Source organism: Pantoea sp., from assembly GCF_028283705.1.
Classification (GTDB): Bacteria; Pseudomonadota; Gammaproteobacteria; order Enterobacterales; family Enterobacteriaceae; genus Pantoea.
Map to the genome: position 1 here is coordinate 273013 of NZ_JAPWKD010000015.1, position 17029 is coordinate 290041.

Annotated in this window: 12 protein-coding genes; 6 read left to right on the forward strand and 6 right to left on the reverse strand. The window is 57.1% G+C overall.

Features of this window, described 5'->3' with window-relative positions:
- Window positions 1-49: 49 nt before the first annotated feature.
- Window positions 50-1225 carry a mannose-6-phosphate isomerase gene (manA, locus tag PW844_RS14025; RefSeq protein WP_299453185.1) on the reverse strand — a complete coding sequence of 392 codons (1176 nt, stop codon included), beginning with the start codon at window positions 1223-1225 and terminating at the stop codon, window positions 50-52.
- Between the two features lie 200 nt (window positions 1226-1425).
- Between manA and fumC the strand changes: the two genes are divergently transcribed.
- Window positions 1426-2823 carry a class II fumarate hydratase gene (fumC, locus tag PW844_RS14030; protein WP_299452678.1) on the forward strand — a complete coding sequence of 466 codons (1398 nt, stop codon included), beginning with the start codon at window positions 1426-1428 and terminating at the stop codon, window positions 2821-2823.
- 38 nt (window positions 2824-2861) lie between these two features.
- On the opposite strand, the gene tus is transcribed toward fumC, so the two are convergent.
- On the reverse strand, window positions 2862-3791 hold the full coding sequence (gene tus, locus PW844_RS14035; protein ID WP_299452681.1) for a DNA replication terminus site-binding protein: 930 nt from the start codon (window positions 3789-3791) through the stop codon (window positions 2862-2864).
- Between the two features lie 211 nt (window positions 3792-4002).
- Between tus and PW844_RS14040 the strand changes: the two genes are divergently transcribed.
- The gene (locus PW844_RS14040; RefSeq protein WP_299452684.1) at window positions 4003-5202 is read left to right on the forward strand and encodes an MFS transporter; all 1200 of its coding nucleotides are present in this window, start codon (window positions 4003-4005) and stop codon (window positions 5200-5202) included.
- Between the two features lie 160 nt (window positions 5203-5362).
- A complete protein-coding gene (locus PW844_RS14045) occupies window positions 5363-5848 on the forward strand; it encodes an Rrf2 family transcriptional regulator (protein ID WP_299452686.1) in 486 nt (161 codons plus the stop codon).
- A 102-nt stretch (window positions 5849-5950) separates the two neighbouring features.
- Here PW844_RS14045 and oqxB read toward each other — a convergent pair whose 3' ends face one another.
- Entirely contained in the window at window positions 5951-9103 is a 3153-nt protein-coding gene (oqxB, locus tag PW844_RS14050) for a multidrug efflux RND transporter permease subunit OqxB (RefSeq protein WP_299452689.1), read from the reverse strand.
- 18 nt (window positions 9104-9121) lie between these two features.
- Window positions 9122-10276, reverse strand: a complete 1155-nt coding sequence (locus PW844_RS14055) for an efflux RND transporter periplasmic adaptor subunit (RefSeq protein WP_299452691.1) — start codon at window positions 10274-10276, stop codon at window positions 9122-9124.
- A 295-nt stretch (window positions 10277-10571) separates the two neighbouring features.
- Here PW844_RS14055 and PW844_RS14060 point away from each other — a divergent pair, with 295 nt between their 5' ends.
- From PW844_RS14060 to PW844_RS14070, 3 genes are all read left to right on the forward strand, one after another.
- On the forward strand, window positions 10572-10919 hold the full coding sequence (locus tag PW844_RS14060) for a helix-turn-helix domain-containing protein (protein ID WP_084874465.1): 348 nt from the start codon (window positions 10572-10574) through the stop codon (window positions 10917-10919).
- A gap of 87 nt (window positions 10920-11006) precedes the next feature.
- Window positions 11007-11432 carry a ribonuclease domain-containing protein gene (locus tag PW844_RS14065; protein WP_084874467.1) on the forward strand — a complete coding sequence of 142 codons (426 nt, stop codon included), beginning with the start codon at window positions 11007-11009 and terminating at the stop codon, window positions 11430-11432.
- 2 nt (window positions 11433-11434) lie between these two features.
- The gene (locus PW844_RS14070) at window positions 11435-11698 is read left to right on the forward strand and encodes a barstar family protein (protein ID WP_299452698.1); all 264 of its coding nucleotides are present in this window, start codon (window positions 11435-11437) and stop codon (window positions 11696-11698) included.
- Here the strand turns inward: PW844_RS14070 and PW844_RS14075 are convergent.
- Together PW844_RS14075 and PW844_RS14080 are read right to left on the reverse strand one after the other, a co-directional pair.
- On the reverse strand, window positions 11695-14058 hold the full coding sequence (locus PW844_RS14075; RefSeq protein WP_299452701.1) for a virulence factor SrfC family protein: 2364 nt from the start codon (window positions 14056-14058) through the stop codon (window positions 11695-11697). The two genes, PW844_RS14070 and PW844_RS14075, sit on opposite strands and share 4 nt — an antisense overlap.
- On the reverse strand, window positions 14055-17027 hold the full coding sequence (locus PW844_RS14080) for a virulence factor SrfB (protein ID WP_299452704.1): 2973 nt from the start codon (window positions 17025-17027) through the stop codon (window positions 14055-14057). Before PW844_RS14080 ends, PW844_RS14075 begins: the two co-directional genes overlap by 4 nt.
- Window positions 17028-17029: the final 2 nt, after the last annotated feature.

Here is a 17029-nt window from a genome sequence, read left to right on the forward strand (position 1 = left end):
ATTAATAGTTTGAAAATGATAGCAGTTAACGATGCGGGCGTCAGCCGCTTCAGTGGAGGGCGTTGAATACGCGTGCCAGACGGCCAGTGCCTGCTGCGGTGACCGGTGACTCAGAGGCCGCGATAAAGCAGGATTCACCCGGCTGTAATACCAGCTGCTCGCCTGATTTCTCAATGATTGCCTGGCCTTCGATGCAAAACAGCAATGCGGCGCTTTGCTGGGCCAGCGCCTGGGGCTGAGCGTGCAGGGTATGAATGGCGAAAGCAAAATCCTCGACCGGGATCGGGAAATTCAGGGCGTCTCCCTGTTGCTGTGGCTGGGTCAGCAGCGTAGCGGCGGGTTTGGCGTGGAATTTCAGGTTTGCCAGCAACTCAGGGATGTCGATAAATTTCGGCGTCAGGCCAGCACGTAGCACGTTATCCGAGTTCGCCATCACTTCCAGTGCCACGCCCTTCAGGTAAGCATGCGGGGTTTCGGCAAAAAGGAACATCGCTTCGCCCGGTTGCAGAGTAATCACGTTCAGCAGCAGCGGCGAGAATAGGCCGCTGTCGTCGGGATAATCGGCAGAGATGGCTTTGATGGTCTGCCAGGGTTCGCCTTCACGGGCGTTCAGAGCCGATTTTAGCACGCCAATTGCCAGCGACCTGGCATCACCGGTCAGTGACAGCAGGGTGGCGAACAGTTTGGCCAGATTGTCTTCATCAGCATTTTCCAGAAAATGGGCAATTTGCGGATGGGCTCCGGCCACCGGCTCCAGCAGCGAAACGATTTCATGCAATTCGCGGAAGCCATTCATGGCCTGAAAGGGTGTCAGTGCGTACACCAGCTCGGGTTTGTGGTTGGCATCTTTGTAATTACGCTCGGCAGCGCTCAGCGGAATCCCGGCAGCGTTTTCACGCGCGAAGCCCACTTCAGCCGCGCTTTTGCTAGGGTGTACCTGAATGGATAACGGCTGGTCGGCGCACAGCACCTTAAACAGAAACGGCAGTTCGCCAAAGCGATCCGCCACAGCGGCACCCAGCATGGCGGTTTTGTCGGCATCAATCACGTCACGCAGTGAACGGCTTTCACCATTGATCTCCACGGTGGAGGGGCTTTTCGGGTGTGCGCCCATCCACAGTTCCGCCATCGGCAACCCCTGCGGGTTAGCGATGCCGTAGAGTTCAGTCAGTGCGGTTTTGCTGCCCCATGCGTAGTTTTGCAACGAATTGTTCAATTTTTGCATCATTTGTCCCCAGTAACGATAGGCTTATAAGCATTTTAAGGCATAAAGTGCCATTGAAAATACATCAACCAGTGCAATAAATGCGAATGACTCTCATAATGTAAAATTCTGAAAAGTGACAATCTTGCCCGCTCAGTTGGCCTTGCAGCAAGAGGATGCTGGGCGTAAACCTCAAAAATATGAGTTAAGGAGACGCAGTCATGGCAGCCCATCGCATTGAAAAAGACTCAATGGGTCCGATCGAAGTTCCGGCAGATAAGTTGTGGGGAGCGCAGACACAGCGCTCGCTGGAGCATTTCCGTATATCGACCGAGAAAATGCCGGTCGCGCTGGTGCACGCGCTGGCGCTGACCAAGCGTGCCGCCGCTCAGGTCAACCGCGATCTGGGCCTGTTACCGGCTGAACGTGCCGATGCGATTATGAAGGCTGCTGACGAAGTGCTGGCCGATAAACACAGCGAAGAGTTCCCGCTGGCGATCTGGCAGACGGGCTCCGGCACGCAGACCAACATGAATATGAACGAGGTTTTGGCTAACCGCGCCAGTGAAATTCTCGGCGGTGAGCGTGGTATGTCGCGTCTGGTGCATCCGAACGACGATGTGAATAAAAGTCAAAGCTCCAATGACGTATTTCCCACTGCCATGCATGTGGCTGCGGTTATTGCCGTGCAGGAACAGCTGATCCCGCAATTGCAGGTACTGAAAAAAACCTTAAACGACAAAGCGATTGCCTTCAAAGACATCGTCAAAATTGGCCGTACTCACCTGCAGGATGCCACGCCGCTGACGTTGGGCCAGGAGATTTCTGGCTGGGTGGCGATGCTGGAACATAGCCTCAAACATATCGAACACAGTATCCCGCACCTGGCGGAGCTGGCGCTGGGTGGCACGGCGGTGGGCACTGGCCTCAACACCCATCCCGAATATGCGGTGCGTGTGGCTAAGGCGCTGGCGGAACTCACTAAACAGCCGTTTGTGACGGCTCCGAATAAATTTGAAGCGCTGGCGACCTGCGATGCGCTGGTACACGCGCACGGTGCGCTGAAAGGTCTGGCATCCTCGCTGATGAAGATTGCCAACGATGTGCGCTGGCTCTCTTCTGGCCCGCGTTGTGGCATTGGCGAGCTTTCTATCCCGGAAAATGAGCCGGGCAGTTCCATTATGCCGGGTAAAGTCAACCCGACGCAGTGCGAAGCGGTGACCATGCTGAGCTGCCAGGTTATCGGCAATGATGTGGCGGTGAATGTCGGCGGCGCATCGGGTAACTTTGAGCTGAACGTGTACCGTCCGATGATCATCCACAACTTCCTGCAATCCATCCGTCTGCTGGCTGACGGCATGGACAGCTTTAATCATCACTGCGCGATTGGCATTGAACCGAACCGCGATCGTATTGAGCAACTGCTGAACGAATCACTGATGCTGGTCACTGCGCTTAATACCCATATCGGTTATGACAAAGCGGCAGAAATCGCCAAAAAGGCCCATAAAGAAGGGCTGACCCTGAAGGGTTCGGCGCTGAAGCTCGGCTATTTGACCGAAGAACAGTTCGATGCCTGGGTCCGACCGGAAGATATGGTCGGCAGCCTGAAGCAGTAAGCTGCACGAGAAGGGAAGGCCAGCGATGCTGGCCTTTTTTATGCCAGCCGATCGCACCACAAATGCAGGCGGGGAATGATCAAATGCAAAGGTTCCGCCTGTGGCTTATAGCGATGCGCCACGTTATCCGCGTCATAATCCAGCAACTCCCCCAGCACTGGCACCTGGCTGCGATCGCGACAGAGCACCAGCAGCGGGGAAGGGCAGGCGAGCTGAGTTTGCTTCTTCTCCTCTGCACGCCAGACCCGCGCGACGGGCTGGACTTTCACCGGTCGTTTGATTTTCAGCCTGGCGTTAACCGGCAGATCGCGTATGGCTTCCAGTTCCTGCTGCACTTTCTCTGCCCACTGCTCTCGCGTCCACGGGGCCTGCGCCCGATTGGCTTTCAGGCTGCGTTCCAGTTGCTCGATAATCTCTTCACGTTTGACGTTCTTGATGATGTTCTTATTGGCCCAGCCAAAGCGCAGGCTGTCGGGCGCGTCCAGCACAGTGACGTTGCGGTAAGCATTCAGGGTGATCAAACCACGTAAATGCTGGTGAACGAACTCGAAACGCGCTTCGGCAGGCAGGCCAGACTCCACGGTGATCAGCTGTTCGAGCCGCAGCTTGAGGGCGTTAATTTCCGCGACTAACCGGGTGATGGCGTCGCGGCTGGCTTCATCGGCTTCAATGCAGATAGCACCAGGCAGCCGTACCGCGGCTTTGGTGCTGAGTTTCTCCGACTGATGCTGCATAAACAGCCGGCAGTAGTGAGCGAGTGCCATTTCGCGTGCTGCATCCCCCAGATGCTGGGTCACTTTGATGCGCGAAATCTCGTCATGTTCATGGCCTTTTTCGATATCAGGCAGACTGAACACCCGGGCAATCAGCAGCGGTTGTTGCTCAACCTGCTGGCGTAACGCCGCTAAATTCTGCTCCAGCGCGTTAACGCAGGCATGCAGGTCGGAAATCAAATCGTAACGAGCCATGCGATGTCTCCCTAGTTACAACATACCAAATGTGGCAGCGAAACGAATCACTGGCAAGTGCGGTTTGTAATTACAACATACCAGAAGCAATAATTATCAGCGCAGGCCTGCCACAACGGCGTAAGGATTCTGTTAAGCAGAGGGCTTTAGCATTTTTCACAATAGATTAACGTGTTATAACAACTGCTTTGCCTGCTAACGGAATATTCTTGTGGAGCAACACGCGAAGCCCGGCGTTCCCGCCATCATCACCTTAGGGCTGGTCCAAATCCTCTCCTGGGGAGGTTCGTTTTATCTGATGGCGGTGATGGCTGGTCCGATAGTCGCAGAAACCGGCTGGTCACAGCAGTGGGTTTACGGTGCGTTGTCGCTGGGGATTCTGGTTTCCGGCTTGCTTGCGCCGTTGAGTGGCCGTCTGATTGCCCGCGCCCGGGGTCGTTCGTTGTTAGCCGCGAGCGGGGCAGTGATGGCCATCGGCCTGGTGATGATGGGCGCGAGCCACAGCCTGCTGTTATTCCTTTTTGCCTGGGTGATCATCGGCATTGGTATGGCTATGGGCTTATATGATGCGTTGTTTGCCACCCTGGGTACTTTATATGGAGGGCAGGCGCGCGGGGCGATTACCGGCATCACGCTGATTTCCGGCTTCTGTACCACACTGGTGTGGCCGGGTACCGCGTTGCTGATCCACTGGCTGGAGTGGCGCGGTGCCTGTTTTGCCATCGCGTTGCTGCTGTGTGTGGGCGTGTTGCCCGCTTATCTCTATGCGCTTCCCGCTACGGCAGGTAAAAAGAGCAGCGGGAAATATCCGAAAGTTGCCGTAAAAAGCGATTTGTCACCCGGTTTGTTTTGGCTGTTATGCAGCATTTTCACCCTGGCTTCGGTGATTATGACCGCTATCTCGGTGCAGCTGATTACCCTGCTACAGGCAAGCGGTCATTCCCTAACCGCCGCGCTGGCGATCAGCGCCATTCTGGGGCCTTGCCAGGTCGGATCGCGTATTGTTGACATCGCTTTTAAGCGCGGTCATCCCATCTGGACCACCTTTTTTTCGGTTGGTTTGGTGGCGATAGGCTTACTGCTGCTGGCCTGTTTTCCACAGTTTGCGCTACTGAGCATGGTACTGTACGGTGCCGGGAATGGTTTACGTGCCATTGTGCGTGGAACTTTGCCGCTGGTGATGGTCAAACCAGAAGCCTACGCCGTCGTAGTGGGGCGCATGGCGCGTCCGGCATTGATTGGTCAGGCACTGACACCGCTGGTTGGCGGCTACGTTTTTCAGCATCTTGGTGCGAGTGCCACGCTGTGGTTACTTTGCCTGCTGGCGCTCATTAACGTGCTGCTGGTCGTGGTGCTGAAGCAAAAATTACCGGCTATTCTCCCGCAACCGGAAAGGGGAGTGGTAAATTAAGCAGCCTGTGCGCTTATGTCTGAGGAAATGATGAATACGTGCCTTGATCACAGACCCTCGCTTCTAAAAAGCAACAGTGTTTGTTATATTTATTGCTCAATGATTACTCACTACCGCGGCATGAAAACAACAAGATAGACCGCAACTCAGGATTAAAGAAATGCTTGATTACCGCTTCCCGACAGCTTTGCAGATGGTTTTGAGCGTAGCGATGGCGGAGCAATTGGGTAAACGCTCGACCAGTGCCATTCTGGCTTATGGCCTGGAAGCGAACCCCAGTTTCATCAGGAAACTCATGGTTCCGCTCACACGCGATGGCATTATCGTCTCGACGTTAGGCCGTACCGGCTCCATTCATCTGGGCCGTCCGGCTGGCGACATCACCCTGCGCGATATTTATACCTCGGTGATTGAAGACAAAAAACTGTGGGCCTCGCGCCCGGATGTTGCGCCGCGTTGCCTGGTGAGTGCCAACCTGTGCTGGTATTTCAAATCGATAGCCGATGAGGCTGAACAGGCGTCCCTTAACGTGCTGGAAAAACGCACCGTGGCGGATGCTCTTGCGGAACTGAAACAACGCGATACCAGCAACTGCGAACCCCTGCCAGACTTCGAAATCGAAGACCTCTGTAAGAAATCCCGCTGATTTTCCCGGAGCGCATCAATGCGCTCCCTGCACATTTCTTCACACGCAAAAAAATCCGGGCCTGGAGCCCGGATTTTGCACTGTTCTGGAAAGTCAGAGCAATCACACCGTCTGCATTTCACCTTCCGGTTGTTTACGTGTCACCAGCTTACGCAGCGCCACATAAAACACCGGGGTCAGGAACAAACCAAACAGCGTCACACCCAGCATCCCCGAGAACACCGTAATACCGGTGACACCACGCACTTCGGCACCGGCACCTTCACCGAGAATCAGCGGGATAGTCCCGGCGATAAAGGCGATGGAGGTCATCACGATGGGACGCAGACGCAGACGACAGGCTTCCAGCGCGGCTTCGACAATCCCTTTGCCCTGCATCTCAAGTTCACGGGCAAACTCGACAATAAGAATCGCGTTTTTACACGCCAGCCCCATCAATACCACCAGACCGACCTGCACGAACACGTTGTTATCACCGCCAGTGAGCCACACGCCGACCAGTGCCGACAGCATGGTCACCGGAACAATCAGGATCACCGCGAGCGGCAGCGTCCAGCTTTCGTACAGCGCCGCCAACACCAGGAATGCCAGCAACACCGACACCGGGAAGACGATAAAAGCTGCGTTACCCTGAGTGGATTGCTGGTAGCTCAGGTCAGTCCATTCGATATTCATTCCATTCGGCAATAGCTGATTCGCGATGCTTTCCACTTTGGCCATCGCCTGCGAAGAAGAAAGCACGCGCGGGTCGGCGTCACCAATCAGGTCTGCCGCCGGATAACCGTTATACCGGATCACCGGATCCGGGCCATAGGTAGTGGTGATATTCACCATGCTGCCAATCGGCACCATCTCGCCGCGATCGTTGCGGGTGCGCAGATTGGCAATATCCTGCACGCTGTCGCGGAAATCCCCGTCAGCCTGCGCCATCACGCGCCAGGTACGACCAAACTTGTTGAAATCATTCACATACGCGGAACCCAGGTAAACCTGCAACGTACTGAACAAATCGGTCAGCGACACACCCTGTGCTTTGGCTTTATCACGATCCACCTGCACATCCAACTGCGGCACGTTAGCCTGATAGGAGGAAATCGGGAACATCATGCCTGGCGTCTGCATCACCGCTCCTGACAGGGTATTGATCGCCGTTTGCAGCTGGCCATAACCAAGACCGGCACGGTCCTGCACATAAAGCGAATAACCGGACCCCTGACCCAGACCGAGGATCGGCGGCGGCATAATGGAGAAGCCGAAGCCTGACTGAATTTTGCTGATTTTAGCGTTCAGTTCCGCGTTAATCTGCGCCGCAGTGCGCTTACGCTGGTCAAACGGCTTCAGTCCAAAGAACACCGTGCCGGTATTCGGCGTATTGGTGAACTGCAAAGCGTTAAGGCCGGGGAAGGCCACTGCGTAAGCGACACCCTCGGTGTTCATGCCGATTTCGCTCATCTTGCGAATCACTTCATCGGTACGCGCCAGCGAGGATCCTTCCGGCATCTTCACGCCACCAATCAGGTACAACTTGTCCTGCGTCGGGATAAAGCCGCCGGGTACGCTGTGGAACATCCAGCCTGCGCCTGCCAGTAACAGCACGTAAACACCAAATACCGCTCCGCGACGACGCAATGTTTTGCCCACCAGCGATTGATAGCCATCGGCACTGCTCTGGAAAAAACGGTTAAACGGACGGAACAACCAGCCAAATAAACGATCGATCAACCGCGTCGCCATGTCTTTCGGCGCATGGTGATCCTTCAGCAATTTTGCCGCCAGCGCCGGAGACAGCGTCAGCGAGTTAATGGCCGAAATCACCGTTGAGATAGCGATGGTGACCGCAAACTGTTTATAGAACTGGCCGGTCACACCGGAGAGGAAGGCCATGGGCACAAACACCGCGCACAGCACCAGCGCAATAGCGATAATCGGGCCGGATACCTCACGCATTGCCTGATGTGCCGCCGCTGTCGGCGAGAGTCCTTGTTCGATATTACGTTCGACGTTCTCCACCACCACGATGGCGTCATCCACCACGATTCCGATGGCGAGTACCAGACCAAACAGGCTGAGGGTATTGAGTGAAAAGCCCAGCAGATACAGCACGCTAAAGGTCCCGACCACCGAGATTGGCACTGCCAGCAGCGGGATGATCGAGGCGCGCCAGGTTTGCAGGAACAGAATCACCACCAGCACCACCAGGACCACTGCTTCCAATAGCGTATGCACCACCGCTTTGATCGAGTCGCGTACGAACACCGTTGGATCGTAAGGCGCAGCCCATTGCACATCGTCCGGGAAGCGCGTGGCCAGTTCAGCCATTTTGGCGCGCACCGCATTGGAAAGATCGATGGCGTTGGCACCCGGTGCCTGGAAGATACCGATACCTACCGCATCTTTGTTATTGAGCTGCGAACGCAGGGCATAGCTGCCGGACCCCATCTCAATACGCGCTACGTCGCGCAGACGCACCAGGGAACCGTCATCGGCGGTTTTCAGGATGATATCGCCGAATTGCTGCTCGCTTTCCAGCCGTCCCTGGGTGTTGATCGACAGCAGGAAGTCGCTCTCTTTCTTCAGCGGTTCCGCACCGAGTTGACCGGCAGACACCTGCACGTTTTGCTCCTGCATCGCGCTGACCACATCCGATGCGGTCAGGCCACGCGCGGCCACTTTATTCGGATCGAGCCAGACACGCATCGCGTACTCACCCGCGCCGAAGATTTGAATCTGGCCGACACCCGGCAGGCGTGCCAGCTCATCTTTCACTTTCAGCGTGGCGTAGTTACGCAGATAGAGCGAGTCATACTTACCGTGGGGTGAGAATAGATGCACCACCAGCGTCAGAGTAGGTGACTGCTTCTGCGTGGTGAGACCGAGCTGGCGTACCGCATCCGGCAAACGCGCTTCAGCCTGTGCCACACGGTTTTGCACCTGTACCTGGGCCTGATCGGGATCGGTACCCGGACGGAAGGTCACGGTGGTGACCAGCACGCCATCAGAACCGGCCACTGATTTCATATACATCATGTTTTCCACCCCGTTGATCGCTTCTTCCAGCGGCGTTGCCACCGAATCAGCAATCACTTTGGGGTTGGCGCCGGGATATTCTGCGCGTACCTGCACGCTGGGCGGCACCACATCGGGGTATTCACTGATCGGCAGCAGCGGAATGGCGATCAGCCCGGTGACAAATATCAAAATCGACAGCACAGCCGCAAAAATTGGCCGGTCGATAAAAAAGCGGGAGAAATCCATAACAGGCAGTCTCGATAGTTATTGGGCGGTGCGCATCGCTACCGGTTGCGCGGTGACCGGCATGCCGGGCATAAAGACTTTCTGTAAACCGTTCACAATCACCTTGTCGCCAGGTTTCAGGCCGCTCTGCACGATACGCAGGCCATCAGCCAGGTCACCCTGCTGGATATCACGGCGCTGCGCTTTGCCGCTGGCATCCACCACGTAAACGTATTTACGATCCTGGTCAGTCAGCACGGCTTTATCGTCGATCAACAGGGCGTTGAAATCAGCGCTGCCGGGCAGGCGCACGCGGGCAAACAAGCCGGGAGTGAACTGACGTTGCTGATTATCCAGCGTGGCACGCATGCGGATGGTGCCAGTGCTGGCTGTCAGCTGGTTATCAAGGAAATCGACTTTACCGACATGGGGATAGCCCTGTTCACCGGTCAAGCCAATTTCCACCGGCAGAGCGCCACGATTTTCTCCCTTACGTGCCATGGCCTGGTAACGCAGGAAGGTGCCTTCATCCACGTCGAAATAGACGTAGACATGGTCCTGTGAGACCAGCGTGGTCAGCACGCTGGCGCTGTCTCCGGCGGTCACCAGGTTGCCGATGGTGATCATCGCGCGGCTGGCTCGGCCATCAATCGGTGCGGTAACACGGGTGAAGTCGAGATTGAGCTGAGCCATATCCACCGCCGCCTGCGCGGACAGCACGGAAGCCTGTGCCTGGCTGGCGGCGGAACGGCGCTGTTCCGCCTCTTCACGCGATACCGCCAGCGTGCCAATCAGCTTATCGGTACGTGCCGATTCACTGCGTGCCAGCGCCGCCTGACTACGTGCCTGCGCCAGTTCAGCCTGCGCCTGCTCCAGTGCCGCGCGGTAGGTGCGATCATCGATAGTGAACAGCACCTGGCCTTTCTTCACTTCATCGCCTTCGCGATAGTTAACCTGGTCGATGTAGCCGGATACGCGCGGGCGCAGCTGTACGCTCTGCACCGCTTCGATACGGCCATTAAAATTGTCCCACTGGCTGACTTTCTGCTGTACCACCTGCGCCACACTCACTTCGGGCGGTGGCGGTGGGGCACTTTTTGCCACCCCCCGATCACAACCGGCCAGCAGGCTTCCCAGCAGCACCACTCCTGACAGGCTTACGCCCAGACGAACCCCATATGTCTGCAGATGCATTGTAGTTATTCCGCGTTAGTCAAAAAATTGAAAGGTCTTGTACAAAAAATTTTGCAACTTTGACGGTTGCATTAAAACGTGATGAGTGTAGGCTTGTGTAAACTGCATCTGCAAGAATATCTGATACACTTTATGTGCGGTTTTGATCGCAACGGATCATGCAGGGAATACCCCTACGAGAAGTGCGGCATTTAATGCAATAATAAAACTTGCATTAAGTGGCATAGTCAGTACCCTTAAAGTGTAACTGCAATAGATACTGATACTGATCGCCACGGCGACGGGAGAGAATGGAATGATGAGCGACGCATTTATTCACGATCTGATCGACTGGATTGATAACAACATTGAAGCACGTCTGGATCTGGACACCGTAGCGGGTCGCGCCGGTTACTCAAAATGGCACCTGCAACGTATGTTCAAAGAACACACCGGCTATCCGCTGGGGGAATACATCCGGGCTGAGAAACTGAAAAGATCGGCGGACCGACTGACCACCACTAACGAACCGATCCTCAATGTGGCGATTTCGCTGGGTTTTGACTCACAACAGTCATTCAACCGCAGCTTTAAACGCCAGTATGGTGTGGCACCCGGCGCATGGCGTCGTCATGCAGGGCACCAGCCAAGCGTAATGCAATAAACTCCGCCAGGGCCAGCGTTGCTGGCCCGCGTTTTTCCCGCCTGAAAAGCCTGCTATCATCGGCCTCCTGAACTTCAGGAAGGCACTATGTCAAAGAAACTCTGGATTGGATTGATTATTGCGCTGGTCGCCAGTTGGGCCGGGCTAAAACCGCATTTCTCCGCAGCACCAAAAACCGATATCGCGCAGCAGACCGATGCCGAAACCGTGGCGCGCTGGCTACAGCAGCATCATAAATTGCCTGATCTCTACATCACCAAAAGTGAAGCCCGCCGTCAGGGCTGGAATCCGGCCAAAGGAAATCTGTGCGATGTGCTGCCAGGCCGGGCGATTGGCGGTGACCGTTTTGGTAACCGTGAGCAGCGGCTGCCGCAGCAAGCCGGACGACAATGGTATGAAGCCGATGTGAATTACGATTGCGGCCACCGTGATGCCGATCGCCTGCTTTACTCTTCAGATGGCCTGATCTTTCTCACCACCGATCACTATCGCAGCTTTAAGCCGGTACCCTGACAATGCTGACGTTGACCTTTGATTTCCACCAACTGCCCGATCGTCAGGCGTTCTATCACGCGCTGGCGCACCAGACTCATTGCCCGTTTGCCTTCGGTAATAATCTCGACGCGTTATGGGATTGGCTGACGGGCGGCATGGCGCTGCCCGCGACGCTGCATTTACGCCATTTCGATGCATCCAGTATGGAATTTGCGCCGGTGCTGGCGGTGTTGGAAGAGGCTGAGGCGCAGCTGGCAGGTGAGCTGCGCCTGGTGCGCGATTAAGCGTGCAGTGGCAACAACATAATAGCCAGCGTCTGGCGGGCGCTGGCCGGTAAGTCGCCACCGCCGGTGTAGCCATTATTCTCGACAATCACGCTGTTCAGCCCTACCAACCAGTCATAAATGTAATAGGCGGTGTGGTTAGCCGGTGCGGCAGAGAGTCGCGTCAGGCGCTGACCTGACGAGAAACTGACGCTGGGCGCGGGCGGCCGGGCAAAAATAGTCTGGCCGCGATTGACCCGGCTTGCCGGACGCTCCGCTTCCGGGCGCTGTAAAAAGCCCAGCCAGGCGACAAAATCCCCTAACACCGTCATGGCACGCGAAACCTGACGATCGGTACGCGCCTCATGTGCGCTGGCCTGTGCATCCGGCTCATTCAGTGCCGTCTGTAGCTTACTCAGCATCTGATGACGGAAGCTGGCGGTGATCAACTCCTCCACCAGCAACTCCAGCGTAGGTTTATCGACGTTAAGCAGTGCGAGCAGGCTACGACTTTCCGGCAACTGGCGCAGGTGATCCAGCCACAACGCAAAGACCTGCTGCGGAAATTGCTTATCGTTCGGGCTGCTGTGATGACGTGGTTCACTGGCGGTGACCGGCTCGTCTTTAAACAGATCGAACTCAAATCCGATACCGAAATAGCTTTGTCCGGCAGGGGTGGCCTGCGTCTTTTGCTGTGTGCCGTCGCTGTTCTGGCTGAGCCACAGCTGACGCACCGCGTCACGTGACGGTTGCAGACGCTCCAGCAATTCACCATGCAGACCGGTACGATGTTGCAGACATTTCAGCAGCGTATCGGCGATGGTTTGTTTGCGTGCTGCCTGTTCTGGCGTGGCACTGGCTTCCGTCCAGGGTTGCAGGCGATCCACCAGTTTTTGTTGCAGCGCACTGAGTTGCAACGCCAGGCGGTCACGACGTGCGTCCGGCTGCATTTCATCCTGCAACCAGCTGCCCATGCGATCAACACCAGCACGATCCAGCGCCAGCATCGAACCCCAGCTCTGGCCGGGTTGACCAATCTGGCGTTGCACTGCTTCATCCACATTGATTTGTTGATGGCGGGCATCGTAGGGGGTGATGGCCCAGATCAGGCGCGGTTTCTCACCGCTGGCAGGGATCGGTTGGTGCAGATGCCATTCGCGCAATGCCTGGCTGGCGAGATCGGCATCCTGGCGCTGGCTGGCAGCGGTACAAATCAATAACAGGTCGATATCCTGCCGTGCAGCGTAAAAACCCGGCAGCAGCGCGCGCTTTTGTTCCAGCAACCTGGCGCGCAGTGCATCACGCGTTTGCAGGCGCTGGCGATCGTCAAGCTGCGCACGGTCCGTTGGCGTGCCGGGTGCCGGTAGCTCCAGCATATCGGCTTCATCATACAACGCCTGACGTGGCGTCGAGCTGAGCGGGATGGTGATTTCCAGCGTCAGCAGGGCCAGTAAGCCAAGTGGCACCTGCTGCGCTTTGCCGACGCGATTGGCGACGATCGGGCACACCTCGATCATCTCCAGCAGGTCGGCATCGCTGGCAATCAGTTTCTCAGCGGGCAGTGATGCATCATCCACCAGCAGGCTGAGCGGGGCCAGCACGCGCGGCGCGTGGCGCAGCTGATGACGCAGGTGCATCAGGCTGCGCAGGCTTTCGCTCAGTGCCGTTTGTCCCGGCCACAGCAACGCGAACAGTTGCACGCGGTCGTCCACGTTCAGCCACGGGGCGAGGGCGACCGCCTGCGGCCAGAAGTGGCGATCCAGCACCTCGGCATGACGATGATAGCGACGGCTCCACGCCCACAGCGTGACCAGCGCATCACTCTCCAGTCCCGGCTCTGGTTCACTGAGACGATGGCGTTGCAGACGCTGCAAAGCGCTATCGATAGTGGCGGTATCCGGCTGCGCTTCGGTGGTGGCACAAGCCAGCATCAGGCGGATCAGTTCTGACTCGCTGAGCAAGGTTATCTCCAGCGGCCAGGCGCTGGATGAGGTTTCCCGCTGGTGGCTGAAACGAGTGGCGCTGGCAAAATCGAGATTGCCGGGATTGATATGCTGAAAATAGTTCAGGGTTTTGTCGCCAAGACGCGCCATCAGTTGCCCCTGCGCGTCGCCGACCATTTCACTCAGCAGCCAGGCTTTACCCGCCTGCGACTGACCAAATAACGCCAGCGTCACCGGCCGCGCCAGCTGACGCGCCAGCGCATGGCTTTCCACCCTGGCGCGACGCAGTTGCAGGCTCAGAGTATCGCCTTCCATCGTCAGACGAGTGGAGTGCGGTTGCTGCTGTTCCACCCAGTTAAGGGCACCATCGAGGGTTTCCTGTAGCAGGCCCAGGCGTTTTGCCAGCGTGGCTGGCGGCTGTTTTTTGGCGGTTCTCATTTTTTGCAGACGCTCCCGCTATCAATCCAGTATTGCGCATTCGCATTGCCCGTGGCGGAAAGCGTGTTCAGTTTCAGGCTCAGTTGTTCCAGCGGAATACGGCTGCCATCATCAAGACGCGCCTCGCTCAGCACCAGACGTTCCGGACCGGCATTATCCGGGCCGGGTTGCACAGCCAGCTTAATCCGCAACACGCTTTCACCCGCCACTTTGCGCGCTAACGCCGGGTCGGTGATGCTCAGGCTGTAAAGCGGCGAAGCGGGCCAGCGGTCGTTTTCCAACTGGCGGAAGCCGAGGCAGACGTTACCGCGAATACGGAAGCTGCTCTTACGATCCAGCGCGAAGGCACCGTTATCGAGATCGATCTCGCTGTAGCACAGGTTGTCATCGCTCAGCGCCTGGGTTTCATCCAGCACGCCAAGGTAGCGGATGGTGGAGTAAGGTTCGAAATCCCCGGCGCGGAACCAGAAACTGCTGAGGCGCAGATCCAGCGCCAGCAGGCACAGCATGGCCCCGACTGCAGCGGTCGATTTCGGGTTATCAATACGGCCTTGTTTGTTGAACGGATACCAGTCGCTGGTGTGATAGCCTTCCAGCGACAAAATACGGCTGCCCGGCAGCGGTTGCAGGTGGCGTACCAGCGCCTGGATGCCGGGGAAACGCGACGGGCGGCCGGTCAGCAGCAGTACGTCACATTGATACAGCGATACCACTTCACACATGGCACGCAGCGCCGGGATGATCGCCATCCGATGTTGCAGGAATTCGCCATGCAGCTGGGCGAGACTGACCACCAGCGGCACTTCCAGCAGGTCAAAGCGGCTATCACCGCCGAGGGTACGCTGAATTTCACCGTTGACGAACGCCAGTACAGCGCTGCCCGGTTTTTGCGGCACCAGCTCGCCAAACAGCGCGTTGATCTCGCTGTGGCTGTCGAGCGGGTTCCAGTTTTCATAACGCTCCAGCACCGCCTGCGCCAGCGGAATAAACAGTTGCAGGGTGACCTGCTGACGCAGCGTGGCCTGTCCATCCATGCGGCTGTCGTGGCCGAACAATTTATTCATCAGCGGTTCGGGCAGCAGCAGACCAGCTTTCTGCAAACTCTGCTGCAACGCGGGCAGGATCCACAGCTGGATCACATCCAGCAGGATGTCGTCTCCGGCCACCTTGAAACCTTCGCGGAACAGCAGGCGTGGGGTGATTTTGACGTTGTTACCCTGGCCGTCATCAAGACGATATTGCGTGATGGCGAGATCGGTAGTGCCGCCGCCAATATCAATCGAGGCGATGCGCAGGCTTTTGCCCGGCAGCTCATCGGCTTCACGCGGGCGATCGGGGCGGGCCATGCTGGTAAAGAAATCTTCGGCGCGACCGGCAAAGTTGACCTGGGTTTCGTTGAACAGCCACACCATCTGACCGCAGGTGGCTTCATCCCACTCCATTTGCACATCTGGCACCGGGCGCAGGCTTTGGGCCTGCGTCTCGGCGGTAAAGGCTTCTTCCGCCGGGTGCCAGCCTTCTGCTTTCCACACCAGTGCGATGGCTTCCTGCATGCGGCGACGGAAAATTTCACGCTCCGGTTTCGGCATCGCGGAAGGCAGGGTGAGGATGACATGGCGCAGCTGACGCGGCGTCTGGCTTTGCGGCATGCGCTGCCGTTGTGCCACGCTGTTCATCTGCATCATCGCCTGTGCCAGTAATTCGCACAGCATAAAGGTCATCAGCGAGCTGCGGCTGTAGCTGGCGGAAAATACCGGCAGACGGTCATCCGCCGCCAGCGCATGCAGTGGCTGGCCTTCATCATTCAGCAGCAGGGTAAAGGGCAGCGCGGTAGCCTGTGGCTCGTCGCCGCTGCCGTTGGCGTTGAAACGCCAGCCTGGCTGATAGCGCGCTTCATCCCACAGATAACGGCGTGGGCTGGAGAGACCGGTGCTGCCCTCCGTACCGGCACGCAACAGCGCGAGGCGACTGGCTTCGCGGCCAACACGCGTCAGTGACGGCCACATAAAGGCGTTTTCACGCCCGCTTTCCAGCGAGAAATTGGCTTTGCCAAAGCGGGGCTGGGCGAACTCCAGACGGCTGTCGAACAGTTCGTTGTACACCTGATGGGGTTGAGACAGGTCACGCAGTTGTAACTCATAGGTCTGACGCAGGCCGTTGCTCTCTTCCGGGTGGTCTTCCACCAGGATGCCACAGGTGTGGGAGTTGCCGACATCAAGAATGATATCGACATTCACCGCCGGGGTTTGGGGTGATGCCGCCTGAATGGTGATTTCCGCCAAATCGAGCTGTTCACCCAGCAATTCCAGCAGGTTGAGGTAATGTGCCTGATATTCGAATTCGCGCAGCGCCTGATTCAGTTCCTGCTCGCGGCGTGATTCCAGCGCGCTGACCTGCTGGCTAAAGGTTTCGCGCAGCCAGCCATCAACCCAGGTGTGATCGAGGAATTCACCCAGTTCATAGTTGTGCCAGGCGAGGGCAAAACTGACGCCGTTCTGCGCATCGGCCTGGCTCAGACCCAGTTGCTCGCCACCCTCGCTTTCTGCTACCAGTCGGGTGTCAAAGGCGAGGGTGATGCGATGGGTATTGCCTGCGACATCCGGCTGTGACAGCTGAGCCAGGTGCAGACGTGCCCAGTTTTCCGGGCCACCAATAAAACGACGGCCACTGGTGCAACGCAGCACCGGTAATGGCAGCCATTGATTGGCGAGCAGCGTTAGTGAATCGGACAGCGCAATATCGGATTCGGGACGTACCACTTCCGGTGCGCTGCCATCTTCCGGATACAGCAAAAACTTGCCGCTGTTGCCGTCAACGTTCAGGCGCAGCAGCGGGCCATTGGCTGTCTGACGCACAAACTGGCGGCGCGCCTGCAACGCAGGCAGACGCAGGCCAAAATCGAGAAACTGCACACCGCTATCTTCAATCAGCGTGATTTTTTGTTTGTCATCGATGAGGGGTGCCAACATGG